This is a genomic window from Paenibacillus sp. FSL R5-0744, from assembly GCF_037972555.1.
Classification (GTDB): Bacteria; Bacillota; Bacilli; order Paenibacillales; family Paenibacillaceae; genus Paenibacillus_AQ.
Window position 1 is genome coordinate 5,354,496 of record NZ_CP150228.1, and the last position, 25,452, is coordinate 5,379,947.

The window sequence follows — 25,452 nt, forward strand, 5'->3', positions numbered from 1 at the left end:
AGCTGATTTCAACTGAAAGGAGATTGACGCTTTAAGTACATAGATCATTCTTGCTTACAAAGCAAGATTCATAGTTAAGACGACGCATGAATTTGCGGGAAATCCTGAGTCATATCATCCCCGGAGAAGAGATCGTCCAGCGAGCTGAGTGTGCCATCTTCTTCAACTTGATACACCGACATTTTCTCGCCGTTTACCGTCAATTCAATGAAACAGCCCCAGCAATAGAACTGGTGGGAACCAATCTTTCCGATATCTTTGGAGTTACAATTTGGACACTTCATATAATACATTCCACCTATCCGTTAACAATATTAATGGCTTTTTGTAGCCGTTCTTCGCTCATTGCAGGAACCATTAAAGCATTCTCACCAATGGACATCTCATCAGAACAAGGCAGCCATTTGCGGCCTTCGATCAAATCAGTCACAAGCCCGTCACTGATTTCCAGCGCTCCTATTGTGTTTCCCAACTTTTGGTCAAAATAAACATCCGATATTCGTCCAAGTATAGTTCCAGTTGTAGTCAGTACTTTCAAATCCTTAAGTTTGTTCTTTCCTAATAGAAAAGTACAAGGTATATGATCGGCATCTGTCTTATCAATCGACTCTTTACTACGAATCATGACAGCATCCTCGCCGTAGGCCACAATATCTTTCCATGCCACAAATTTCACATGGCCACCAAAAAAAGATTTGCTTTCCAGTTCAATACCCGTAATATTCCAGTTTGAATCGAGTAGGATATCGACAATCTTGCCAATTTCATTCCCCTCTTCAACTTCAAATACAGCCAAGCCGATCAGATCTTGTAGTCTCATGGCTGCCTCGGTCCCCTCACTTTGAGTGTACTTACGAGTTCTCAAAAAGCCAAAAGCCCGAATCGCCTCGATACAGATCGAAACCTAGAGTAACTAGTCTCATTTACGTAGGCGACTCAAAATGGTTTCAACTTTTCGAGCAACGTACTCGATTTCTTCAGTAGTATTACCCAAACCGATACTAAATCGAATCGCAGACTCTAAAATATTTTGGGGAAGTCCCATTGCTTTCAGAACATGAGATATTTCCAAGGATCCTGAGGTGCAAGCCGAACCACTTGCTGCCGCAATCCCCTCCATATCCAGGTTCATCAGCATAACATCTGTCCCAGCCCCTGGGAAGCTCAAATTCAGAATACTAGGCAAAAACTCCTCGGTATTACCGTTAAGCGAGTAACGCTCCCGTCCAATCAGAGTATCCAGCTCCTCGAGCAGTCTACTGCGTAGGAGCTTCATATTCTGTTGACGTTCTGACAGACCCTTAACCGCTATTTCAACGGCTTTGGCAAACCCAGCTGCTCCTGCTAGATTCTCTGTTCCGGCACGTCTGCCGCGCTCCTGAAGGCCGCCATGAAGTCTTGGATGCAGTGGCGCTCCGCTTCGAACGTATAAACCACCGATCCCTTGAGGCCCATTGATCTTATGAGCAGTAAAGCTCATGTAATCTACAGGAAGCTCTCGGAGTGTAATAGGGAGTGTACCTAGAGCTTGTACAGCATCTACATGGAACAGAATTCCCCGTTCTCTAGCAAGCTGACCAATCTCCTGGATAGGCTGAACGGTGCCGACTTCATTATTGGCATACATTACGCTGATCAACACCGTGTCTTCCTGCAATGCAGCCTCTACGTCTGTAACAGATACCCTACCCGTCGAATCCACAGGGAGATAGGTAACTTTGAAGCCTTCCTTCTCTAGCTCTTCGCAGGTATGTAACACTGCATGATGCTCGATCTGGGTGGTGATAATATGTTTTCCTTTATGGGAAACTGCAGCTGCTGCTCCATAGAGTGCTAAATTGTCACTCTCGGTGCCGCCTCCAGTGAACACCCACTCGTCAGGTGAACAGCCCAAAAAGGCGGCGATATTATCGCGCGCCCCGTTCAATATTCTTTTAGCTGAACGCCCGAACTGATGTACACTCGATGCATTTCCGTATTGTTCTGTCATTATATTCAGCATGACCTTAGCCACCTCGGGATGAACCGGGGTTGATGCGGCGTGGTCCAAATAGATGGATTTCATATTCATTTCTCCGCTTCTAGAGTATAGGAAACTAGTTCTTCTAAAAATATAAGAAGGTATAAGTTTCACATTATACATTATCCTTATATTTCTCGCTTAAACGCTAACCGTCCTAAAAAGGACGCCGAAGGCGTTTATACTTGGAACTATTAAATTATACCGCGCGAGAAGTGAGTTTTCCACAAGCGAAAGAACACAATATTGTAATCATTTCCCTATGAAGCTAGGATTATAGTAGCCAGTTCTCTTCAGAGGTTACCTCAATGCCATTTTTTCTAAGTAAAGCTGTAGTAACGCCATTTCCGGCTATTTTCTTCCCTTTGAATTCCCCATTATAAATCATACTGCTGCCGCAAGAAGGACTGTTTTCTTTAAGCACTACCATCGTAGCTGATACCTCTTGGGCTTTTGCAAGCGTGATATAAGCACCCTTTAAATACATATCTGTAACATCTGTACCTGATCGATCCACTACTTTAGCCGTCCCTGCCAGCACATCCTCGCCATTCCCACCAATGATTTCGGCTGGTTCTCTAGGCGTTGAGAATCCTCCCAGCAACTCTGGACACACAGCAATCGCTTGATTATCATTCAAAAGCTTCTGAATTTTCTCATCCAAACAATCCGTACCATTATATCTCACCTTCATGCCAGCTAGACAAGAGCTTACCAAAATCACCAATGAGCACCTCTTTCTTCATTCATTCCGCTTCGTTTATAATAAGAAATATTCCGAGCATAACATGATGAAATTAAGCTGTAAACGGAGTGAACTTCTAATCTACTGACTGGGGAGTGTAAATAATGTGCGGACGCTATACAATAACCGTCACTATGGAAGAGTTGATGGTCAGATATTTTGCGAATGATTCAACCATTATCCACTATGCCCCTAAATATAACGCCGCGCCCATGCAGCAAATTCCGGCAGTCATTAATACAGGTTCCAGCAATAAGCTCGGGGAACTGCGTTGGGGCCTGGTTCCTTCATGGGCAAAGGATGACAAAATCGGCAATAAAATGATCAATGCCCGGGCAGAATCGCTGCTGGAGAAACCTTCTTTCAAGCGCTTAGTAAGCTCACGCCGCTGCATCATCCCATCTGACGGCTTCTACGAATGGAAGGTGCAGGGCAGCAGCAAACAACCCATGCGGATCGTGATGCGCGATGGAGGTATTTTCTCTATGGCCGGATTATATGATATTTGGATGGACCCTGAGGGTAATAAACTAAGTACCTGCACGATTATAACGACTACTCCGAACGAGCTTATGGCTGAAATCCATAATCGCATGCCGGTTATTTTGAAGCCTGAGGATGAGACAGAGTGGCTGGATCGGGGCAATCAGGACACTACCTCTCTAATAAAGCTCCTGAAACCGTATGATCAACAACTAATGCGAGCCTATCCAGTTTCCATGGCTGTCGGAAATGTTAGGAATGATGCAAAGGAATTAATTGAAGAGGCGCAGAAATAGAAGGATAATTTATAACGTAAGCATATAAATTCTTATATTTTAATAAACATCTTAACCCTGCGACATAACCGCAGAGTTAAGACCATCGACGCTCGATCTTAGACCGACGTCTCATCAATTGATGAGACATCTGGAGAAATCTATCCGCATACAGCCCGGAGGAAAGATTGTTTCGGATATGCCATTCGCCATTCATCCTAATTCTGTCCCGCAGTGCTGGATCATGCATTAAAGATAAAGCACCATTCACAGCTTCATCCAGCTGCCCTCTTGTGTATATTTTTCCAGTATGATTATTAATGACAAGTCTCCGAATGCCATCCGAATCCGTAGTAAGAACAGGACAACGACACAACATCGCCTCGGCTACTGCGTACCCAAACCCCTCGAGAATAGAGGTTGAACATAGCAGTCCACCCGAGTCACCAATTATGCTCATATAATCTGCCATTTGCCCGTGAGGAACATTGGAATGCGAAATCAAACGTGAGGAAATCCCTGTCTCGGCTACAAATTGTTCGAAGCTCTCTTTTTGCTCCGGCTCAAACAAAGTATCGTCCTGAAAAATCCATAAATAAAGCTCGGGATGGATCGCCAGCAGCCGTTGTCCGATTTGTAGAAATTCTCTCCAGTTCTTATTCGTTTGAATTCGTCCCACCCAGCCGAGGATGGGAAAGCTTTTTGCGGGATAATTGGTATATCCAAACTGATCGCAATCGATCGGATTGTCAAAGCAATATTGAGGAACAGATGGAAATCCACCTTTAAAAAGCGTCTGCAAATGAGTGGTTTCTGGATAGAGCAGTGCATCGGTTAGCTTGTGAATCCGCTCATTAAAATTACTAATAACTTGCTCCGCTTCATCTAAGGTCCCCAATCCCTGCACCTCAAAAACAAGCGGCCCCTTGTAACCAAACCCTCTAAACCTCTCCGCTAAGTAAATATCCGTACACACTACAATCAAGTCAAAAGCTTCCCGAGTGAGCAGTCCCCTGATCTCGTCATCATTATTGGTAATATAGGTTTGAATATTAGGGATATTTTGCTGTCCTTTTCCAGGGTGTGTGTACAACAAATGACACTCTACACCGCGATCATGTAATGCTTGGCAGCGCACTCGGTTCAGGGTCTGCATGCCGCCGCTCGGGTTGAAGAAGGTGAACAAAATCTTCATTACGATCACTCATTCACATATTATTTTAGGAAAAATAGATCTTCAACAAATCATACAAGTCTGTGCTTCGAAACAGCTCATTATAGTAGTGATTTTTAGTCGATGGGACATGTCTATGCCGGAATCCAATCAAGCTATGATCATCTGTATAATAATTGGAGATCGTGTCTCCACCGGTAGTAATCAAAGCCTCCAGCATGTATTCAATATCGAGTGCTCCAATGAAAATCTTGGGACCTAGAACTATCGTGTAGGGAGTGGCCAAGTGCTCTAGCGCTCCACAAATCGCGTGCGACTCCACAACTCCTGGCATGTAAACAAACTCTGTTGCAGGATGAGGGATTGAACCTATTAGAACAGATGGTTGACCCGTAAGTGATAAATCCAGCACCCGACACTCATAATTGCTATACGTCTGTTCATACAAATTCTCTATCCTCGCTATTTCCTCCGCACCAGCATTTACTACAGGATATAAAACGGTAATCATAGGACGAATCCCTCTACGGAATCGCGCCTGATGGCGGGTCAAGTGGTACGTATATCTCCATCTCCGATGATTTTCAGTGGAATGTAACTGTGCAGATACACTAAAGGTAGAGTCCACACGATAATTCACCAGTTCCACGGGGATAAAGCGAATATCACAATGTTCAGCAAGTCTCAGCCAGTAATCATAATCCTCCACCGGCTCCATTCCGTACCCCCCAACAAGCTTCGCAACCTGCGATTTGTACATGAAAGAAACACCAATAAGCGAGTAATCCAGCAATCTCTCTTTGGGCTGTGACTGGTAATTTCGCTGAGTAGCTAGCTGATGCTCGTTATGAAGTAGGTTTCCCTCGTTATCTATACTTTGAAAAGAACTGTACACGATTCCTAGCTCCTGCGGCCCCTTCACTAGTGCCCCTCGAAGGATTTCGAGAAAACGGGGTTCATAAACATTATCGCTGGAGACCCAGCTCAAATACTGAATACTGGGTTCGCTAAATAAAAGATCAAAGCCCGTATTCAGCGCATGTGCAATACCCCTGTTCTGTACATAAGAGATAATAGTTACCCTTGGATCCTCAGCAATTATTGATCTCACAAGCGGTTCCATATCTGGTGCACCATCAATTACAATGATCAGTCGAAATTCGGTGAAGGTTTGGCGCAGAACAGACTCCAGAGCTTGCCGGAGGAATTCCGGCTTTTGGGTATACAAAGGCATAACTACTCCTACATCCGCCATGATTTTTACCTCTCTCTACATTGGAGTATAAAATTAGTATATTTAAATTCCACCTTTGTGCCTGTGTGAATGCCTCTAAGAGGATTTTTTGCGCCTAAAAAAGAAGCAACCACCCAATTCTCATCGGTGGTTGCTTCTTGATTTCCCCAAAATACTGTTATACAGGTAAAGAAAGTGCGGTAATCTCCGTTAATTCAGATTGAAGCACTCTCTGTTCTGTAACAAGATTTCCGAACTCATCCAATCCGTACATGGAGCACACCACATTTGCCAATGGATAAGGACTACTTACCTGAACCTCGTAAGCGACATTCCCTGCAATGAAGAACTCTCTGACATCAGAACTCATTGCTGGAACATAATAACCTGTGACATACAGTGGTGTTAGTGCAAGCGTTGAATATGGAACGCCGAAAACTTCGACGATCATCATTGCACTCGCGTTACTTGTGTTGCGAACGCTGACCACTACATTACTTGCTGCAGTACCAGTAGCTCTCGTATTAGTAATAAGACCTGTTGTAAAAGCCATTTCCATCACTCCTCCCCTCATTTTCTATCAATTTATTCAGGATTAATTTGTAAGTTGCGAGGCAAGAGGAAGGGGAGATTCATGGAATAATAGCATACCTCTCATTTTTCCAATTTCCGCGATTTTTCTGATTCCCTTGTCCAAACACAATGAATCTCAATTCATATATATATAGCAAACTAATAAAGAGGTGAAGCTCATGGCAACAACAACAGGCATCATTACGAACACAGGTACTACCCCAGCATCCAACGTGGTCATTAATATCGATAATGACAACCTTAGTTTTTCATCTAACGTAGTCTATCACGTTTACGTATGGAATACCTTGGTTAGTAAAGGTTTAGTCTACTCCAACTCATTAAATGTTAATGCGAACACCAGCCAGTTTCTCAGTTTTAATATCGCAGGCAATTCAGCTTATGAAGTCCAATTTCTCGTAACTGGAAACGCACCGGCAGACACGATTATCACGGTGTTCGGAACGGATTCGTCAGGAAACGTCATCCCCCATCAAAGAGTGCTGCAATCCGAACTTACTTTCATAGCTCAGCTGAACCCGTAAGTAACGAAAACTCTATGACGAAAGGAGCTTAGCATGGCTAATATTCAAATTTCGCCGAGCGCAAGCGTTCAGTTTGAGCCCACTATCGCGGTAAATTGGCTTAATCCTTCGGTTATGGTCGCCGTAGCTGTAGATCTTCGAACAGGCCCTCCCAATATAGGTTTGTACAAATCTATTGACGCAGGTGCCACTTGGACAACAACGTTATTACCGTTACCGACAGGATTTGCAGGCATCGAAGCACCACATATTGATTATATTTTTCCGACCACGTTCGTCGTATTGGCTCACGCCTTCGATTCAGACGGTCTCAGCGGGTCGATCGTTTCCTATACCTCTGACGACAACGCCTCTTCCTTCGGACCGCCAGTCATTGTGAATCAAGGGTTTGGACAGTTTGTGAATGATGACCAGGTGGTCGTTGTCACCGACAAGGCTGGATCAAGTCCTTTTTTTGGAAATGTATATACTGGTTATACGCATGATTACAACACACAATTCATACCAGGAAATACGATATTCTTCAATCGTTCCCTAGACAGCGGCAATACCTATTTCAGTCCCGCCCTGCTGTCCTCGGTCGAAGAATTTGAAGAATTCCCCGGTATAGCAATTACATTAAATGGGATTGTTGTCGTGGGATGGATCAATCAGCCTCCCGGTAATACTGATCTTAATATTCGCACATCCCCAGACGGCGGGGTCACTTTCACCCCTGAAACCATGGTCGCCACCGTTGTAGTCCCACCAGATCCATTGCCGGGATATACATTTAGATGTTTGACATACCCTTCCCTCGCAGCGGATATTTCTAATGCACCGACGACGCGAGGGAATGTCTATGCTGTATGGCAAGATTTCCGAGAAGGTTATTCCGATATTTTCCTTGCTACTTCCACTAATTTCGGTGTGGATTGGGGTACACCAATACCCATTACGGGCAGTCCAGTAGGCTCCCAAAACTTTTTCCCAGCCATCACCGTATCCCCTGCGGATGGTGCAATATTCGTTACCTATTACACTAATCGAGTCAATCCTCTCAACCTTGATGTTTATCTAGCTACATCTAGAGATGGGGGGATGACGTTTACAAACACCCGTATAACGACAACTTCCTTTGACGTCACCGGCATCCCCCTAATTGGGGACTACATCGGCAATGCCATTGTCCCCCAAACAGGCCGTCTAGTGAGCGTATGGACGGACACGCGGACCGGTACAGAGAACATCTGGTTTGGTGATAATCAATAAGCTATTAATAAACTTCTGATGATTAATTAAAAGGATGCCGAGCAAATATAGGGCATCCTTTTTTTGCGTAACGAGAGTAACCTTGACCATTCTCCCGGTAATCAAGAGGCCAAGCTTCATTGATTACTCTGAATGTGATTTTCCCATTAAAAAAGCCCCCAAAAAGGGGGCAAAAACACTGATAATGCTATAACTTTAAGTTTTTTATTCCAAATACATTAACTATATGTAGAACATATAGTTGTCCGCCAAGCTCTCTTCTTTATAATTAATCAAGTCATGAAGAGTCGTGGAATCTAGTACGTCGGCGATGCTATCGCGAATACGCAGCCATAAATCGCGTTTTGCTGCATCATCTTCTTCAGTAAAATCTACTGGAGAAATTGGGCCCTCTAGCACACGAATGATGTCACCTGCTGTGATAGCACTAGCCTCACGTGATAAAATGTATCCACCGTATGCACCACGAATACTTTTTACCAGTCCTGCGTTACGCAGAGGAGCAATTAGCTGCTCCAGATAGTGTTCAGAAAGTCCATTTTTCTCAGCGATACTCTTAAGTGAGGTCGGTCCTTCACCAAATTTCAGTGCAAGCTCCATCATAATTGTTAGTCCGTAACGTCCTTTGGTTGATATTTTCAAAGGGGCACCTCTTTCGGTTTAGTGTCTAATTATTGTATACTATTGATTCGGTAAGTCATGCGTTTGTCATATCAAGGTATTCCGATGATTACTCTTAGTTTATGTTATCATATTCGAAGTCACAAATGAAATGGCAAACGAAACATTTTGCAAGAATGTTCACCCCTGGTGGACATTTTTCTATTCTCAGCCTCTTATTTTAGGCTTTACAGTAGACAGGTATGTTATAATACATTTTGAGCCGGGTGTTCCATGAATGACCGGTATTTTGGGTACAGAAATGGTGATTACGATGACAAAAGCAAAACAAGACACCCGTGTCGTCGTCGGCATGTCCGGAGGGGTCGATTCCTCCGTCACGGCGCTTCTGCTCAAGCAGCAGGGCTATGACGTCATCGGCATCTTCATGAAAAATTGGGACGATACCGACGAATTGGGAGTATGTACGGCCGAAAGCGATGCAGAGGATGTTCGCCGCGTATGCGAGCAGATTGATATTCCTTACTATACCGTTAATTTCGAGAAGGAATACTTCGACAAAGTATTTTCTTATTTCCTCGATGAATATAAGGCCGGCCGGACGCCGAATCCAGACGTCATGTGCAACCGAGAGATCAAGTTCGGAGAGTTCCTGAACAAAGCCCTTCAGCTTGGCGCCGATTATGTAGCGACTGGACATTATGCACGAGTTATAGAAGAAGATGGTGTGTACAAGCTACTCCGCGGTGTAGACAACAATAAAGACCAGACCTATTTCTTGAATGCGCTGGGACAGTATCAACTCTCTAAAGCAATGTTCCCGATTGGTCATCTTCCGAAACCGGAAGTTCGGAGAATTGCCGAAGAAGCTGGACTCTATACTGCCAAGAAAAAAGATAGCACAGGCGTTTGCTTCATCGGTGAGCGCAACTTCCGTGAATTCCTCAGCCAGTATCTTCCAGCACAATCGGGTGATATGGTAGATATAACAACTGGAGAAATCAAAGGCCGCCACGATGGACTTATGTACTATACATTGGGTCAACGCCAAGGCCTTGGCATTGGCGGCTCCGGTAACGGTGAACCTTGGTTTGTAGCCGAAAAAGACCTTAGCCGCAACATTCTTTATGTAGTTCAAGGAGACAAGCACCACAGCCTGTACTCCACTAGTCTGATTGCCTCCGGTGTAAACTGGATTAACGGGCAAGAGCTAGGTCTTGAGCCGCTAAAATGCACCGCCAAATTCCGCTATCGCCAGCCGGATCAGGGCGTGACCCTTACAGCACGGGAAGACGGAACGATAAACGTAGACTTTGATGTTCCACAAAAAGCGATAACACCTGGCCAAGCCGTTGTCTTCTATCTCGATGAGCAATGTCTCGGTGGCGGAACGATAGAATATGCCGAGAAGGTTGTTCCTTCAGCGCAAGCTTAAGTGTATTCTATAACTTACAACATTAACTCTAATATACGAAAACCTAAGAAATAGCTGTATTTTATACAGCTATTTCTTGTGTTCAGAATCCCTTTTCGATTTAGTTGTAGTATGTACAGTTAAAATCACCCGATAACCCTTATTTATCTTCACATCCGGAAAATAGATGTATGAAGTACAGTTATATTACATTCTTAGCTCTAAAATTTAGGTTTTAGTTGCATGAAATACAACTAACCGACTTTGAAGCGAATAATAACCAAATGAGCGATTCAAATAGAAATAAACAAACAGCAGTTCAGGAAGCTCTCCCTGAACTGCTGTTCTGTGTTGTTTCTATTTACTGAGCTACTGCAGCTTTATCTGCAGATACTGCGATGTCGTTATAGTAGAGCCCTGTGCCATCACCAATCGCATAATTCAGGACACGGTTGTTAACTGGGACTACTACTGCACGATAAAGTGTTGGGAATACTGGAATTTCGTTTACCATGAGCTGTTGCCACTCTTTATAGATCTCTTTACGTTTGTCTACATCAAATGCAGCCTCGGAAACCCCTTCGGCGAGCAAACGATCATTCTCTGCACTTGCATAACGAGGGAAGTTATAGATTGCATCTTTACCGTATAGACCTGTTGGGTCGACGTCAATCCCTACACCCCAAGCGCCTTGATACACATCAACGGTAGGATCATCCTCACCATTTTGACCAATACGATCATAGAAGGTATTAAACTCTACCATTTCCAAAGTTACATTCAAGCCAATTGCTTTCCAAGATTGTACATAATATTGAGCCAGCGGTTCAGCAATGTCTCCACCAGTCATCGAAATGAAATTAATCTTCAGCTCGCTGCCATCTGGATTCGTTCTAAATTCACCATTAAGCTTATAACCTGCATCATCCAAAATTTTCTTGGCGGCTTCTTGATCGTAAGCTACACCCGGATTAGTAGCATCATGGAATTCCGGATGGGAAGGTGGAATTAAAGTTGTCGCATTCCAGCGAAGACCATTATAGAATTTCTTACCCACTGTATCATTGTCTACAGCAGCCCACATGGCTTTACGCAGGTTCACATCCGCCATTTTAGCTTTAGGATCGGTAGCAACGACTTTTTTCTCTGCATCCCATTTCCCCAGTTTAAATCCAATATACGTATAAGCACGGTCTATCGCACCCAGGAATTCAACGTTTGACATCTTTGCATTATCCGGGAATTGATCAACAGGGAAGGAATCCACTAAATCAACTCCACCAGATTTCAACTCCTGTACAATCGTTGTAGGGTTGATAACCTTCAGAATTACCTTATCCAGTTTAGGAGCTCCACGCCAGTAATCGTCATTCTTAACGAATACTACAGATTCACCAGGAACAATACTTTCCACTTTGAAAGCTCCAAAGCCAATCGGCTTTTGACGTAATTCAGGAGAAGAGGAAATTTTCGCAACATCCATGCCACCAAAGATATGTTTGGCTAACGGATAAATCCAAACCCCACCTGTTAACAGAGAAGGTGTAGATTTCAGATAAGTAATTTGCAGTTTCTTATCACCCAGCACCTTAATTCCAGAAATGGTCTTGGCCTTACCGGAGTGGTAATCATCCATACCTTCAATATTTGTAAAGTCAGAACCATAACGTGGTCCATCATATTTCGGATTACCAATAACCTCATGCGCGAACAACCAATCTTCTGCTGTTACTGGCTTGCCGTCCTGCCAGTTCACATTGTCGCGAATCGTAAAGGTAAAGGTACGTCCATCCTCCGAGACTTCATACGTTGCTGCACCATCATTTGTATATACATAATCTTTATCCCATGTTAACAAACCTTCATCAAACCAATTCAACACTTGTGCATCCGGATCTCCGGAATAGAAGTTCCAGTTCAAAGTACCTTCAAATGGACTGTCGGAAACGAGACCAAAAGTAATCGAGCCTCCATCAATAGCTTCACCTTGATTTGTCTTAATGTTACTGAAATCTTTAATGTTATAAAGTCCGTCTTCTGCTTCAGGTGCTGCCGTCGCTTCTGCGGTTTCCGCAGGAGCACTGGCACTTGGTGCTGCTGTTGACTCAGCCGCTCCGTTGTTGTTCTTGGAGCCACAGGCTGCAAGGGCGAACAACATTACAAACATTAATGAAACTAGTAGTGCCTTTGAACGGATGGGTTTTCTCATTTAATCATTTCCTCCCTTATTATCCTTTTCTTTGTCTTGCGTCGGTCGCACGTTTGAGCGCTTGACCCACATTATTTATACTCAACATCAACACCAAGATCAGCAGTGATGCGGGTAACCAGATCCACCATCTGAACTCAAGTGTCTGCGGATTTCTCGCATAGCTCACTAGAGTGCCCAGACTGGGTGTACTTTCCGGAAAACCAAAACCTAGAAAGGATAGGCCTGATTCCAATCCAATATTAGCTGCCAAATTCAAAGTCATCGTGACGATAATGATTGAGCTTAAGTTTGGCAGCACTTGTGAGAACATAATTTTAAGATTGGAGGAACCTAATGTCTTTGATGCCTGAACGTAATCGAGTTCCTTCTCTTGTAGCGTTTTGGAACGTATTAACCTGGCAATCCCCATCCATAGAAAGGCAGTCATGATAAAGGAGAAGGTTAACGTATTGTATTTAGGAACTGCACTTACAAAAGCTATAACAATCATTAGAAAGGGTAGAATCATGAAGAAATCTACAACACGCATCGAAATATTATCTATCGTTCCCCCAAAGTATCCAGAGAACAAACCTACTAGAATCCCAATGATTCCCGTAAAAAAAGTAACCATAAAAGCAATCGACATGGAATTTCGTGTGCCTATAATTAATTGACCGAATACATCCCGCCCTCCATAATCGGTCCCCAGCCAATGTACAGCCGAAGGCTTCTCATACAGTGCGAACAAGTCAACCGTAACAATCTCTTTTTGATCTAAAAATAAGGAAATCCCATAAACGGCGGCAATAATCGTAAATAGGAAAATCAGTGAGACCAAAGCCAGTTTATCCCGCACGATCTCACGCCAAACAATCCTGAAGCCTGATGGACTTTTATCTGTTTCCTGCAGCAGAGCTAACTCTGCGCTTGTCTTTGCCATTTTATTCACCTCAAAGTGTTCATCTTCTTATTTAATCCGGATACGCGGATCTACGATACTTAAGATAATATCTGATAACAACGCACCGACGATGGCAGCAATCCCATATAGAAGAACGAGAGCCGTTACTACGCTGAAATCCCGAATTGTTATCGAACTGAGGAACAACATACCCATACCCGGATAACTAAAGATGCTTTCAACGAACACCGTTCCGCCGATCAGTCCAGTAATCTCATATCCGAAAAATGCAGCAATTGGCAGTAAGGAATTTCTCAATATATGTCGATTGTAGACGCGCGACTCTGAAGCACCTTTTGCTCTTGCGGTTAGGATGAAATCCTTTTGTTTCGTATCAATAATCTCATTCCGCAGGTATTGTACTGTCCCCACCGTTGCAATCAGCGCCATTGATAACGCGGGCAGTAGCAGATGATAGAATTTACTCCAGAAGTGGCTTAGCGTACCCGGAACTTCTCCAGGACTAACACTGCCGCTAGTAGGAAACCAATGAAGATGAAATCCGAAGAGCCATACCATTAAGAGAGCGAAAATAAACAATGGTGCGGCAAAGCCAATATAGGTGTATCCAGTAATGAGGCGATCCAGCCATGAATCGTTATAACGACCACTAGTAATACCAAGTGGAATAGCAATAAGGTATGTAAGGATCAGCGTGACAATCGCCAGCCAAAGTGTATTCATGAGGCGTTGACCGATAAGCTCTGATACAGGCATTTTGAAACGGAAGGATTGACCAAAATCACCTTGAATCGCTTTAGTGATCCAATCCCAGTACTGGATGTACCACGGATCATTTAAGCCTAGTTTTTCTCTCATCGCATCGATGGCCGCAGGATCAATATTTGGATCAAGCATCCCTGATAACGCATCTCCCGGCATCGCCTTCGCCATTAGAAAAACAAGAATACTTAATAGAAATATTTGAGGAATCATAATAAGAATTCTACGAACAATAATCTTCCACATATTCTCAACCTTTCTCAGGCAAGGCTACCAGATGAGTCTCGGAAATGGATTTCAATGGATAAGGCATGCCTTGTTCATCAAAATAATTCCGGTGCGCTTGTTCATATTCCAGACTTACTGATTTTCTAAACTCCGTCTGCTTCTCTCTTTGCTTAGGATCAATATCAGGAATGGCAGCAATTAGACGTTTGGTATAAATATGACGAGGATTGTCAAAAATATCTTTAGCAGTCCCTTGCTCCACATGACGTCCTTTATACATAATCCCAATGTGATCACACATATGCCTAATGATTCCGAGATCATGACTGATGAACAGAAACGTAAGATTCAGTTCTTTTTGAATATCCTGCATAAAATTGAGCACCTGTGCCTGTACGGAAACATCCAGCGCAGAGACAGGTTCATCCGCAATAATCAACTTCGGTTTGAGCGCAATAGCTCTTGCAATACCGATCCGCTGCCGTTGACCGCCTGAGAATTCATGCGGATATTTAAGAATATTTTCAGGGCTTAATCCAACCTGCAAAAGCAATTCCTGCACACGTCTTTTTTCTTCGCCCGGAGACATCTTTTCGAAATTACGTAAGGGTTCAGCAATAATATCCAGCACACGTTTCTTAGGATTCAAGGAAGAGTACGGATCCTGAAAGATCATCTGAATGTCCTTGCGGATATTTTTTTGCTTACGTACACCCTTTGAAGCCAAATCCTGTCCTTCAAAAATCACACTGCCGCTAGTAATAGAATTGAGTCCAATGATTCCACGACCAGTAGTCGTCTTACCTGATCCGGATTCACCAACCAAACCGTAAGTTTTGCCTGCTTCAATAGTAAAACTAACATTATCAACTGCCTTGACTACGCCAATTTCCCTTCGAAAAACGCCGCCGTGGATTGGAAAATGAACTGCTAAATTTTTAACCTCAAGAAGTCCCATTGTAGATTGCCTCCTCGTTAGTATCCGGGAAATGAAAGTTATTATGGCAGGTGCAGCGAACAAAATGCCCTGGGGCTACTTCATGCAGCTGCGGATTTTCCTCATGCTCCCATTCCGGAATCCAAGGTGTTCGGGCCGCGAAACGGCATCCTTTACGCGGAAGATTCTGTAATGGTGGGACAATTCCCTGAATCACATGAAGTCTAGACTTCTCTTCTTTAACGGTTGGAATGGAGTTCAACAAGGATCTTGTATACGGATGTTTTGGATTAGACGTTAATGTATAAATATCTGCGATTTCTACGATTTGCCCGGCGTACATTACCGCAACCCGGTCAGCCATTTCACTCACAACCCCTAGATCATGGGTAATTAAGATAATGCCTGCTTGCATATCGTTTTTTAATTTTTTTATAAGTTCAAGAATTTGCAATTGGATGGTTACATCTAGTGCCGTAGTCGGCTCATCGGCGATCAAAAGCTTGGGGCCGTTGGCAATCGCAATAGCAATCACAACCCTCTGCCTCATTCCACCAGATAATTCGTGGGGATACTGCTGATATGTATGTTCGGGACGGGAGATTCCAACCTTGGTCAAAAGATCAATGACCTTCTCTTTTCTTTGCTTCTTCGAAAGCTTGGAATCATGGAGGATGAGTACTTCTTCAATCTGTGAACCGATAATCATGAGTGGATTTAATGCGGATAAAGGATCTTGAAAAATCATAGACATTTCTTGACCGCGCAGCTTGTTGAGTGCAGCAGGAGACATAGTAACGATATCCTGACCTTTGTATTTGATTTGTCCGTCTATTTTGGCCCTTGTGTGCAATCCCATAATTGAAAAGGCGAGCGCACTTTTTCCTGAGCCGGATTCTCCAACAATGGCAAGAATCTCATTTTTGCGAACGGACAGGGTAACATCGTCTACTGCAGCATAATAGTCATCTACGATTCTGAACGATGTGGACAAATTCTTGATTTCTAGTAATTCTTCGCTCAAATTAATCCCCCTAACGGCAAAAGTTTCAAAATTTACCCAATGAAATATTATGTAAATTTTGATATAACAGCATTCTTTTCATGAAAGATATCAAACATTGACTGTTATGATTATTAACACCATTAAGAATAGAACAAGTACTTCCATCGGAATAAAAACTTGTTTCTCCGTAACTTTGTAGTTCATTTTAATTAACTTATGGTAAATTATCAATCTTTTCCTATAAAAAAAATTCGTTCATGTGATTAAAAGTAACGCAGACAACAAAAAAACGGCTCTAGGCCGCCTTTTTTTTGAATAAATTTTTTTCGTGTTACATTAAATTTATTTGCTTATTAGCATTAAAATGGAAGATGCTACAGTCACTGGTGGACTATTGTTCTCGTCGGAGTCGTTGGTTGTGACGGATTTTAATTTCATTTCCTTGCTCGGTCGCTTGATAAAAGACACGCTGAGAAATCTCCTTAGGCAGATACTCCTGCTTCACATAATGCCCCGGAAAATTGTGCGGATATTGATACCCTTCATGCCCTAGTGCAGTAGCACCTTTATAGTGTGTATCACGTAAATGTAGCGGTACCTCAGCGGATTTAATCTCATCCATACTCGCCATTGCATTTGAAATAGCAGTATAGACGGCATTAGACTTCGGACTCTCCACCGCGAAAAGAATGGCTTGTGCAATGTTCAGCTTCGCTTCTGGCCAACCGTTATTTCTATAGGCTTCAAGCGCACTCACCGCTTGGACCATAGCCTGGGGATTAGCTAAGCCAATATCCTCACTGCTCGCTGCAATTAGTCGACGAATAAAAGTCATCGGGTCCATCCCCAATTTCTCTACCGCATACAGAAACCAGAACAAGGCAGCATCACTAGAACCTCGAATGCTTTTGTGAAAAGCAGATAGAACATCATACTGCGTCGATTCATCTGCCTTCACAATAGGGCGCCGAATCGACTCTTCCGCCACCTCCAGCGTGATATGCACACTCCCGTCTACCTCTGGAGCAGTAGTTAACGCTGCTAGTTCCAGAGCATTTAAAGCCCGCCTGATATCTCCATTAGCCATGGTAGCAATATGCAGCAATGCTTCTTCATCGACCTGAAGCTCCATGAATCCAAGCCCTCTATCCTTGTCTGCTAAAGCTCTGCGCATCGCGACCAGACTGTGTTCACTCGTTAGCGCCTCTAGCTGAAACAAGGTAGAACGGCTCATAAGTGCTCCGTTAACGTAATGGAACGGATTCTCCGTAGTTGCGCCAATAAATGTAATGGTACCTTTTTCTACTGCTGGCAATAGCGCGTCCTGACGTGAACTGTTAAACCGATGCACCTCGTCCAGAAAAAGAATCGTCTTAGAACCGTAAAGGGTTTTATTATTTTGAGCTCGTTCAATGACCTCCCGTACATCCTTCACAGAAGCCTCCACCGCATTCAGGCGTACGAATTCACCTTGTGTGTGATGAGAAATGATATGAGCTAATGTTGTTTTGCCACATCCAGGAGGTCCATAGAGCAAAATCGAAGAGACCTGGTCTGCCTCGATCGCTCTTCGCAACAGCTTTCCCCGGCCTATGATATGTTCTTGACCAATATATTCATCCAGATTCTCCGGTCTCATTCGGTCCGCAAGCAACCGTCCGCTCCCGTTGTCCTCTCCCATAGAAAATAAATCCATAACTCCACTTCCTTGCTATATTCTTATAAAAGCCAATGTACATCTCCCATTATCATACCATAGACTTATTTTTCACAAAAAAATAAAAAGAGCATGATCTCGTCTTAGAAAGGCGGGAGCCATGCTCTTTTTTCAAAATATACGAAAGTATAGGTTCCACGCTATACTTTATCCTTATTATTTCTCGCATAAACGCTTACCGTCCTTATAGGGACGCCAAAGGCGTTTATGCTTGAACTGTACGCTAGCAATTTATTGCCAGCCGCATTTTTGATATGATTTTCCGAATGCTCTCTTCCGACAGATGATACTTCTTCTGAAGCTCTGCTACGGAATCGCCTTTTCGATGACAACTGAAAATTTCCTCATTGCGGTTTGCTATCTCTTTCCTCGAACCGCTGTTCTCGCCCCATCTAACCCGCTCTTCCGTTTTCTTCGGGATGTAGAGCAGTTCACCTTGGATGTATCCCTGAAGCTCTTTGAGCAAGCCAGGGGGGAGCACATCCTTCCCATTTACATAACTCAACTTGCATTTCCTCCTTCAACAGGTGTGTTCCTATGCGTCCGTCAACTACTGATAAAGTAATTTCCACGTCACCTGCCTCCTTTCTTCTCCTCATATTTGGAAAAATCCGTAATTTCATTATATAAAAACCTCTTGGTAGCGTCTACATTCTAATTCACATTTCGTAATGAATAATCGGTACATATATCTCATGATTTGAAATAAGGAGGCCTTACGGCCTCCTCGCTTTAAGCGGGTTTCCGTCTTAGACGGAAACCACCTCGTATACTGAAATCATTTCACTCAGCCTCCTTCCAGAAGTGTTCTTGCCCGGCCGGACACTTATTATTAAGCCATACCCGTAGGGGAGTTACAAGTTCAAAAACAGTTATAACTGTTCTCCACCAGACTTAGTTCCCCTCAGAATCGCTTTCAACCGCCGTTTGCACATAGGAAGGCATTTCCCCATTATGGAGTAACCACAGCTCGTGAAGCGCTCGTGTACAGCCTACATACATCAGCTTCGCATCCCATGCTGTCGCTCCGTAATGGTCTTGATCGGCATCTGCTAAGATGACCGCATCAAATTCCAATCCTTTAGATAAATACACAGGTAGTACCGATAATCCACCCTGATATTGCGTCATGCTACCGTCGATCAGATGAATATCTTCAAAATGCTGCTCTAGTTCAGCATACAGCTCTGTGGCTTCACGTAGACTACGTGTCAGCACAGCCACCGTACGATATTCCCTTCCAGACAGGGACTTCAGTGCCGATTGTATAGTGCTCAAACGAGCATTTCCTTCAGCTTCCCGTTCTCCGACTATTTCTCCGTAGGCGATCATCCGAACAGGGTCACCACTACGAAAGACAGGAACAGCCAACAACGAACTTTCTACTCCCGAGGATAGAATTCCATTAGCGAAGTCTATAATTTCCATGGTTGAACGATAGCTGCGTGTCAACGCATGGTAAGCCGTGTTCTCAGGGGCAAATAAGGTCTGCATCTCTTCCCATGCGTGTACGCCTTTATAAGCGTGTATACCCTGCGACAGATCGCCTAGAATGGTAAAGGAATGTCCACGCACGTATAAATCCAGCACCGCAATTTGGAAGGGGGAGAAATCTTGGGCTTCATCGATCACCACATGATCAAAACGAGCGCCGCCTTCGTTCCCATTCAAAAGATAATAAATATATAACAGAGGTGGTAAATCCTCTTCACGTATAATCCCTTTTTTCAGCTCTTTTGCCGTTTCCTTCAGCACAGCTGCTGGAATATTCTCAGGTGGATCCACCGGCCAATCTTCCGGGACTTTAGCCGCACGAAAGATTTGCTTGTAGATCGTCAGCGGATCATACTTAGGCCATTTTGCACTGTATGCTTTTTCTCGTGCAGCACCTTTTTTCTTGCGATCCTTCATAGCTGCAGCTGAAGGACTCTTCTTCAGCTCCATCTCAATCCAGCGATGTATCCGTGCCATTACACGTTCCTTACGCTTCGCTGGCGGATAAGGAGCGTACTCCTCATTATGCCAGCGCAAGATCATGGAGCGGCGCAGTACAGCACCTTCCCATGGGATAAAATCACCCTCAGGTACCGAGCTGCTTTCCAATAGCTTGATGCTGGACTCTATTATTCCCATCAACACCGTAGAACCCTTGAAGCGTCCAGGTGTCTCTTCTGTAATCACAGGCATGCCGCCCGGAGTTTCGAACCAACGATTCATCGTCTCCGTAGCATCTTGCTCTGGAAGCTCCAGACCTAGTACATTTGCAGCCCAATCCGGGAAAGTGCTCTGGGCAATATTTCCTACACCAAGTTCAGGCAGTACATCCGAAATATAATCCAGAAACATTCGGTTCGGTGCAAAAATAATCATTTTTTCTGCAGAGACCTGATCTTTGTATTGATACAGCAGAAAGGCTAAACGGTGTAGTGCAACTGTAGTTTTACCACTTCCCGCTACGCCCTGTATGATCAATGCTGTATTTTTGGCGGCCCGGATAATCTTGTCCTGTTCCTCCTGAATGGTCGATACGATATCGCGGAGACGATTATCTTTGTTCTCACCCAGGCGATAGACGAGAAACTCATCTGACACCACAGGTGCGTCACTCTCCCGGTTGTACGTATCTGCGACGCGCTCCAGAATCTGCTTCCGGATCACCACGTTGCGCTTGAGGTATACCAGTCCTTCTATCAGCCCCTCAGGAGCTTCATAAGAAGCAGGCTCCGTACCACCGGTAAACGAATAGAACAGGCTTGCTACCGGTGCGCGCCAGTCGATGACTAGCGGACGGTCGCTTACCTGCTCGCGGTCTACGCCGATTTTTCCTATATAGAGTGCCTTCCGCTGCTTCTCATCATTGCCCTGAAAATCAAGCCGTCCGAAATAAGGCTCCTGCCGAAGCTTGGCAAGATCTTTGCGCTTCTGATCACGGTTCGCTTCTAACACCTGTTCCGTATAATCATGTCCCGTGTACACCGGAGTCTGGTTAAGTTTCTCCAGTAAGGTGTCAATCTCAGTAAGCGCTTGATTCAGCCTGTCTTCTTCCTCTTGATAGGCACTTTGAAAGTTGTCTTCCAATTTCAGTTACCTCCTAAAAGTTTATCGAGCTTAAATTTTCATTCTCCTCATTCCCTCTTCTCACGCAAAAAGGATACCCATTGTAGCATAATCAGCACTAAAATACCAAATCTTTCAAGCGAACATACGACTACAGCACAGCTTGCAAAATAAAGTTAGCTACAAATAAGCCCGCAATGCCATACAGCGCAGGAGGTACTTCCTTGCCCTTGCCCACCGCAAGCTTCACGATCGGATAAGTAATAAATCCAAAAGCCATACCATCTACGATGCTATAGGTGAATGGAATCATGACCATGATTAGGAAAGAAGGAAAGAGCTCTGTTAAATCTCCCAAGTCCATTTCACGCACATTCTGTACCATAAGCCCACCGATTACAATCAAGATCGGAGCGATAGCACTGTCTGGAATGTAGGAGAGCAGAGGGAGGAACAAGAATGTCGCCCCGAACAGCAGTCCTGCCACGAGTGAGGTCAGTCCCGAACGTCCACCTGCAGCAATACCTGCATTAGATTCCGCAGCGGCTACTACAGGACTGCTTCCGAAGAGACCTGCAGCGATATTGGCAATAGAGAGTGCTCGTAAGCTACTCTTGAAGCGCTCAGGACGCCCTGCCATCATAGTCTGTGAGGCGACTAGCCCAATATTTTCAAATACAACAATTAAGAGCAGTAAGAAAACAGCAATCCAGAACACAAGGCTCACTATGCCGCTCCAGTCCATTCCCAGAAATAAGCTTTCATAACCCGTAAATACATGACCGGATGCCTGCTTCTCAGGCGCGTGAGCCGCTCCCAGCAAGTAGGCTAGACCTGTACCAACCAGCATACTGATAAGCAAACCACCGTTGGTCCCGCGGATAAACAGTACTAAAGCGAGTAACAAGGTTACACAGGAAGTGATAACTGCTGGATCGCTAAAATGTCCTATAGCAACAAACGTGGTCTGATGCGCAATCACAATCCCGCTTTTTTGCAGTCCTATAAAGGTCAGAAAAAGCCCTATCCCGACTGTAATGGCATGCTGTAGGTTTTGAGGAATCGCCTCACTTAGAATACGATAAAGCGATGTGAAGGCCACGATAGCGAATAACACACCGGTTATTACAACTACAGTAAGTGCCTCTCTCCAACCTAAATTCATTGAATGTACAAGTGTGTATGTGAAAAATGCGTTTATCCCCATCCCTGGTACCACGATGATTGGTGTCTTCCCACCGAAGGCCATCAGTAGACAGCCTGTAATGGCAGTCAATAGTGTAGCCACCATTGCTGGTCTAAGCGGCATACCCGCGTCATGAAGAATGGTCGCATTCACCATTACAATGTATACCGAAGCAAAATACGAAAGGATCCCTGCAGCCCACTCCCGTTTCCAGTCATTCTCAGGTGCAAGCCCTACACTATTTCGCCAAAAATTTGATTTCATGTACAAAAACCTCCACTGATATTAAGTTCCGCAGGCGGATATTACCCGGATAATAAGGCTTATAATCAACGGTTCATCCCGGTTCAATTATTATGCCTATTTGTGGTCTGCATCTTGCAGACCCGCCTGTTAACCACAACAAAAGGGCGTACGCAACTGGATTTCAGCTGGTCGCCCTTTTGGTCCATTTTACTACTACTATCGCTATAATTGAAACAGCTTCAGCTCAGCGATTCACTTACACGCTGACGCCTCCAGCCTCAAGCAAATCACGCACGGCAACACTGACCATGATCAGGCCTGCTACCGGCGGAACGAAGGCGTTACTAGCTGGTGGTTGTTTCGCTTTACGTCGATCCGGCGCATTCTCCGGAACGATCTTATCCGTAACATCCTGACGTGGCTTCATTGGCGGCTCCGTAGAGAAAACCACCTTCACGCCTTTCTTAATTCCTTCCTTACGCAGCTTCTGACGAATGACACGCGCAATAGGGTCATAAGTTGTCTTGGAAATGTCCGCTACCTGGAATCTTGTAGGATCCATTTTGTTGGCAGCGCCCATGCTTGAGATCATTGGAATTCCACGGGACAGACATTCTTTGATTATGTGAACCTTATAAATAATCGTATCCGAAGCATCAAGTACATAATCAGGTTTTAATTTGAACAATTCCTCATAGGTTTCTTCCGTATAGAACATGTTGAGCGCAATCGCTTCGCATTCCGGATTGATCAGCTTCACACGATCTACCATCAGTTCAGCCTTCTTCTGCCCAACCGTAGTTGTGAGTGCATGAATCTGGCGGTTTACATTGGTGATGTCTACAGTGTCCTTATCTATCAGAATCAGTCTGCCGATGCCGGTACGCGCCAAAGCCTCAACTGCTATACCGCCAACACCGCCGATGCCAAGCACCGCTACCGTGCTGTTCTTCATTATTTCCAGACCTTCCGGTCCGATCGCCAGTTCCGTGCGTGAGAACTGATGTAGCATGAGGTTCAGCCTCCTTCAAAAGCTTTGGCGAAGCAGAAATCTGCCTCGCCCGCTTCGATTAGTTAATTATTCTTTTTCTTTCTTCGGTTTAAGCGCCAGCTTAATGTGCAGCTGCTCCAATTGTGAACCATCTACTGGCGAAGGTGCATCCATAAGTAGATCTGTTGCACTTGCCGTTTTCGGGAATGCGATGGTTTCACGCAGATTTGTACGACCGGACAGCAGCATAACTAGACGATCTAAACCGAAAGCGATACCACCGTGTGGAGGCGTACCATATTCGAACGCATCCATCAGGTAGCCGAACTTCTCATAAGCAACCTCTTTCGTAAATCCAAGGGCTTCGAACATTTTCTCCTGTACTTCGCGTTTGTAAATCCGCATGGAGCCTCCGCCTACTTCATAACCGTTCAGAACGATGTCATAAGCTTGTGCACGGATCGCACCTGGATCTGTGTCAAATAGATGCAGATCCTCTTCACGTGGACGAGTGAACGGATGGTGTTCTGCTACATAACGTTTCTGATCTTCGTCATATCCAAGGAGTGGGAAGTCTGTAACCCAAGCGAACTTGAACACGTTATCGTCAATCAGACCGAGCTGACGTCCAATTTTAACACGAAGGGCGCCTAGAACGTCTGCTACAACCTTTTTATTATCAGCGGAGAAGAGGAGAAGGTCGCCTTCTTCAGCGCCTGTACGTTCCTTCACAGCCGCAATTTCTTCTTCGGAGAAGAATTTCACAATCGGCCCTTTGAATTCGCCGTCTTTCACTTGAATCCATGCCAAGCCTTTCGCGCCATAGCGAGCAGCATAAGGTCCAAGGTCATCGATTTCTTTACGAGTCCAAGTGCCACAGCCTTTAGCATTTAGACATTTCACTTCGCCGCCTTTTTCGATTACAGAAGCGAATACCTTAACACCGCTAGTAGCAACAATATCGTTCATTTCTACAAGCTCTAATCCAAAACGCAGATCAGGTTTGTCAGAACCGTATTTGCCCATAGCATCAGCATAAGTCAACCGTTGGAACGGAAGCTCAATATCTGCTCCTACAGTTTCCTTGAACAGACGCTGCATCAGCTTCTCCATCATACCAAGCAATTCATCTTGTGACAGGAATGAAGTCTCAATGTCGACTTGAGTGAATTCAGGCTGACGGTCAGCACGCAAATCTTCATCACGGAAACAACGAGCAATTTGGTAATAGCGCTCAACGCCGCCGACCATCAACAATTGCTTGTAGATTTGTGGAGATTGCGGCAATGCGAAGAATTCGCCTTCATGCACACGGCTTGGTACCAGATAATCACGCGCGCCTTCCGGTGAGCTCTTAGTTAGGATCGGTGTTTCTACGTCGATGAATCCTTCACTGTCAAGGAAATCACGGAAAATCTTAGAAGCTTTCGAGCGGAGCAGCAAGGTTCTTTGCATCTCCGGACGACGAAGGTCTAAATAGCGATATTTGAGACGCAGAGACTCATCTACTTCCACACCATCTTCGATGAAGAACGGAGGTGTCTTAGCTGCGTTCAGCACATCAATGTCCGTAATTTGCACTTCAATTTCACCTGTTGGCAGGTTGCGGTTAATGGTTTCCTCATCACGTTTAACAACTTTACCTTTAACAGCCAGGACGTATTCACTACGAACCTTATCAGCAATTTGTAAGGCTTCGCCAGAGTAGTCTGGGTTAAATACAACTTGTACAATACCGCTTCTGTCACGCAGATCAATAAATAATACGCCCCCAAGGTCACGGCGAGTCTGCACCCATCCGTTCAAGGTTACCGTCTGTCCAATATGTTCTGGTGTTAATTGTCCACACTGATGACTTCTTTGCATAATTT

23 protein-coding genes are annotated in these 25,452 nt (G+C 44.4%); 4 read left to right on the forward strand and 19 right to left on the reverse strand.

The features are described from left to right. Positions 1-74 precede the first annotated feature (74 nt). The 4 genes from MKY19_RS23680 to MKY19_RS23695 form a co-directional block, all read right to left on the reverse strand. Positions 75-284, reverse strand: a complete 210-nt coding sequence (locus tag MKY19_RS23680) for a hypothetical protein (protein ID WP_036677557.1) — start codon at positions 282-284, stop codon at positions 75-77. A gap of 14 nt (positions 285-298) precedes the next feature. Continuing rightward, positions 299-820 carry a PRC-barrel domain-containing protein gene (locus MKY19_RS23685; protein WP_042191050.1) on the reverse strand — a complete coding sequence of 174 codons (522 nt, stop codon included), beginning with the start codon at positions 818-820 and terminating at the stop codon, positions 299-301. 99 nt (positions 821-919) lie between these two features. Beyond that, complete coding sequence (locus MKY19_RS23690) at positions 920-2,065, reverse strand: cysteine desulfurase family protein (RefSeq protein ID WP_339798093.1); 1,146 nt, start codon at positions 2,063-2,065, stop codon at positions 920-922. A gap of 229 nt (positions 2,066-2,294) precedes the next feature. After that, positions 2,295-2,744, reverse strand: a complete 450-nt coding sequence (locus MKY19_RS23695; RefSeq protein ID WP_076299720.1) for a DUF523 domain-containing protein — start codon at positions 2,742-2,744, stop codon at positions 2,295-2,297. A 125-nt stretch (positions 2,745-2,869) separates the two neighbouring features. Between MKY19_RS23695 and MKY19_RS23700 the strand changes: the two genes are divergently transcribed. Continuing rightward, positions 2,870-3,544, forward strand: coding sequence for an SOS response-associated peptidase (locus MKY19_RS23700; RefSeq protein WP_339798096.1), 675 nt, complete (start codon positions 2,870-2,872; stop codon positions 3,542-3,544). Between the two features lie 76 nt (positions 3,545-3,620). Here the strand turns inward: MKY19_RS23700 and MKY19_RS23705 are convergent, their stop codons facing one another. The 3 genes from MKY19_RS23705 to MKY19_RS23715 form a co-directional block, all read right to left on the reverse strand. Then, positions 3,621-4,718 carry a glycosyltransferase family 4 protein gene (locus tag MKY19_RS23705; RefSeq protein WP_339798099.1) on the reverse strand — a complete coding sequence of 366 codons (1,098 nt, stop codon included), beginning with the start codon at positions 4,716-4,718 and terminating at the stop codon, positions 3,621-3,623. A gap of 25 nt (positions 4,719-4,743) precedes the next feature. Next, positions 4,744-5,952: a glycosyltransferase gene (locus MKY19_RS23710; protein ID WP_076284827.1), complete on the reverse strand. Its 1,209-nt coding sequence runs from the start codon at positions 5,950-5,952 to the stop codon at positions 4,744-4,746. Between the two features lie 157 nt (positions 5,953-6,109). Then, the gene (locus tag MKY19_RS23715) at positions 6,110-6,484 is read right to left on the reverse strand and encodes a hypothetical protein (protein WP_042191060.1); all 375 of its coding nucleotides are present in this window, start codon (positions 6,482-6,484) and stop codon (positions 6,110-6,112) included. Positions 6,485-6,683: 199 nt separating this feature from the next. Between MKY19_RS23715 and MKY19_RS23720 the strand changes: the two genes are divergently transcribed. Both MKY19_RS23720 and MKY19_RS23725 read left to right on the forward strand, forming a co-directional pair. Then, positions 6,684-7,049, forward strand: a complete 366-nt coding sequence (locus MKY19_RS23720) for a hypothetical protein (RefSeq protein WP_042191062.1) — start codon at positions 6,684-6,686, stop codon at positions 7,047-7,049. A 33-nt stretch (positions 7,050-7,082) separates the two neighbouring features. After that, positions 7,083-8,300, forward strand: coding sequence for a sialidase family protein (locus tag MKY19_RS23725; protein WP_339266669.1), 1,218 nt, complete (start codon positions 7,083-7,085; stop codon positions 8,298-8,300). Positions 8,301-8,522: 222 nt separating this feature from the next. Here MKY19_RS23725 and MKY19_RS23730 read toward each other — a convergent pair whose 3' ends face one another. Further along, entirely contained in the window at positions 8,523-8,942 is a 420-nt protein-coding gene (locus tag MKY19_RS23730) for an Rrf2 family transcriptional regulator (protein WP_042191066.1), read from the reverse strand. 292 nt (positions 8,943-9,234) lie between these two features. On the opposite strand from MKY19_RS23730, the gene mnmA reads away from it, so the two are divergent. After that, positions 9,235-10,356 (forward strand): tRNA 2-thiouridine(34) synthase MnmA, encoded by a 1,122-nt coding sequence (mnmA, locus tag MKY19_RS23735; protein ID WP_339804483.1) that lies wholly within the window; start codon positions 9,235-9,237, stop codon positions 10,354-10,356. Positions 10,357-10,696: 340 nt separating this feature from the next. On the opposite strand, the gene MKY19_RS23740 is transcribed toward mnmA, so the two are convergent. The 11 genes from MKY19_RS23740 to aspS form a co-directional block, all read right to left on the reverse strand. Continuing rightward, positions 10,697-12,544 (reverse strand): oligopeptide ABC transporter substrate-binding protein, encoded by a 1,848-nt coding sequence (locus MKY19_RS23740; RefSeq protein WP_042191068.1) that lies wholly within the window; start codon positions 12,542-12,544, stop codon positions 10,697-10,699. Positions 12,545-12,563: 19 nt separating this feature from the next. Next, entirely contained in the window at positions 12,564-13,469 is a 906-nt protein-coding gene (locus MKY19_RS23745) for an ABC transporter permease (RefSeq protein WP_042191070.1), read from the reverse strand. A 27-nt stretch (positions 13,470-13,496) separates the two neighbouring features. After that, on the reverse strand, positions 13,497-14,459 hold the full coding sequence (gene opp4B, locus MKY19_RS23750; RefSeq protein WP_042191072.1) for an oligopeptide ABC transporter permease: 963 nt from the start codon (positions 14,457-14,459) through the stop codon (positions 13,497-13,499). Positions 14,460-14,463: 4 nt separating this feature from the next. After that, positions 14,464-15,399 (reverse strand): ATP-binding cassette domain-containing protein, encoded by a 936-nt coding sequence (locus MKY19_RS23755; protein ID WP_076284832.1) that lies wholly within the window; start codon positions 15,397-15,399, stop codon positions 14,464-14,466. Further along, positions 15,386-16,402 (reverse strand): ABC transporter ATP-binding protein, encoded by a 1,017-nt coding sequence (locus tag MKY19_RS23760; RefSeq protein WP_042191077.1) that lies wholly within the window; start codon positions 16,400-16,402, stop codon positions 15,386-15,388. The genes MKY19_RS23755 and MKY19_RS23760 overlap by 14 nt, the downstream gene beginning before the upstream one ends. 373 nt (positions 16,403-16,775) lie before the next feature. After that, positions 16,776-18,080: a replication-associated recombination protein A gene (locus MKY19_RS23765; protein ID WP_076284834.1), complete on the reverse strand. Its 1,305-nt coding sequence runs from the start codon at positions 18,078-18,080 to the stop codon at positions 16,776-16,778. A 244-nt stretch (positions 18,081-18,324) separates the two neighbouring features. Continuing rightward, positions 18,325-18,606 (reverse strand): CD3324 family protein, encoded by a 282-nt coding sequence (locus tag MKY19_RS23770; protein ID WP_042191081.1) that lies wholly within the window; start codon positions 18,604-18,606, stop codon positions 18,325-18,327. Between the two features lie 389 nt (positions 18,607-18,995). Continuing rightward, entirely contained in the window at positions 18,996-21,179 is a 2,184-nt protein-coding gene (locus MKY19_RS23775; RefSeq protein WP_339243265.1) for a UvrD-helicase domain-containing protein, read from the reverse strand. 130 nt (positions 21,180-21,309) lie between these two features. Continuing rightward, positions 21,310-22,608, reverse strand: a complete 1,299-nt coding sequence (locus MKY19_RS23780; protein WP_042191085.1) for an NCS2 family permease — start codon at positions 22,606-22,608, stop codon at positions 21,310-21,312. A 238-nt stretch (positions 22,609-22,846) separates the two neighbouring features. Beyond that, positions 22,847-23,602, reverse strand: a complete 756-nt coding sequence (locus MKY19_RS23785) for a tRNA threonylcarbamoyladenosine dehydratase (protein ID WP_042191088.1) — start codon at positions 23,600-23,602, stop codon at positions 22,847-22,849. A gap of 66 nt (positions 23,603-23,668) precedes the next feature. Next, on the reverse strand, positions 23,669-25,447 hold the full coding sequence (aspS, locus tag MKY19_RS23790; RefSeq protein WP_339798109.1) for an aspartate--tRNA ligase: 1,779 nt from the start codon (positions 25,445-25,447) through the stop codon (positions 23,669-23,671). Positions 25,448-25,452 lie beyond the last annotated feature (5 nt).

Coding starts and splice junctions, on each gene's coding strand:
- MKY19_RS23690 (WP_339798093.1), bottom strand. CDS start 2,065: ATGAAATCCATCTATTTGGACCACGCCGCATCAACCCCGGTTCATCCC.
- MKY19_RS23785 (WP_042191088.1), bottom strand. CDS start 23,602: ATGCTACATCAGTTCTCACGCACGGAACTGGCGATCGGACCGGAAGGT.
- MKY19_RS23740 (WP_042191068.1), bottom strand. CDS start 12,544: ATGAGAAAACCCATCCGTTCAAAGGCACTACTAGTTTCATTAATGTTT.
- mnmA (WP_339804483.1), top strand. CDS start 9,235: ATGACAAAAGCAAAACAAGACACCCGTGTCGTCGTCGGCATGTCCGGA.
- MKY19_RS23725 (WP_339266669.1), top strand. CDS start 7,083: ATGGCTAATATTCAAATTTCGCCGAGCGCAAGCGTTCAGTTTGAGCCC.
- MKY19_RS23755 (WP_076284832.1), bottom strand. CDS start 15,399: ATGGGACTTCTTGAGGTTAAAAATTTAGCAGTTCATTTTCCAATCCAC.
- MKY19_RS23720 (WP_042191062.1), top strand. CDS start 6,684: ATGGCAACAACAACAGGCATCATTACGAACACAGGTACTACCCCAGCA.
- MKY19_RS23745 (WP_042191070.1), bottom strand. CDS start 13,469: ATGGCAAAGACAAGCGCAGAGTTAGCTCTGCTGCAGGAAACAGATAAA.
- MKY19_RS23700 (WP_339798096.1), top strand. CDS start 2,870: ATGTGCGGACGCTATACAATAACCGTCACTATGGAAGAGTTGATGGTC.
- MKY19_RS23765 (WP_076284834.1), bottom strand. CDS start 18,080: ATGGATTTATTTTCTATGGGAGAGGACAACGGGAGCGGACGGTTGCTT.
- MKY19_RS23680 (WP_036677557.1), bottom strand. CDS start 284: ATGAAGTGTCCAAATTGTAACTCCAAAGATATCGGAAAGATTGGTTCC.
- aspS (WP_339798109.1), bottom strand. CDS start 25,447: ATGCAAAGAAGTCATCAGTGTGGACAATTAACACCAGAACATATTGGA.
- MKY19_RS23705 (WP_339798099.1), bottom strand. CDS start 4,718: ATGAAGATTTTGTTCACCTTCTTCAACCCGAGCGGCGGCATGCAGACC.
- MKY19_RS23710 (WP_076284827.1), bottom strand. CDS start 5,952: ATGGCGGATGTAGGAGTAGTTATGCCTTTGTATACCCAAAAGCCGGAA.
- MKY19_RS23715 (WP_042191060.1), bottom strand. CDS start 6,484: ATGGCTTTTACAACAGGTCTTATTACTAATACGAGAGCTACTGGTACT.
- MKY19_RS23780 (WP_042191085.1), bottom strand. CDS start 22,608: ATGAAATCAAATTTTTGGCGAAATAGTGTAGGGCTTGCACCTGAGAAT.
- MKY19_RS23685 (WP_042191050.1), bottom strand. CDS start 820: ATGAGACTACAAGATCTGATCGGCTTGGCTGTATTTGAAGTTGAAGAG.
- opp4B (WP_042191072.1), bottom strand. CDS start 14,459: ATGTGGAAGATTATTGTTCGTAGAATTCTTATTATGATTCCTCAAATA.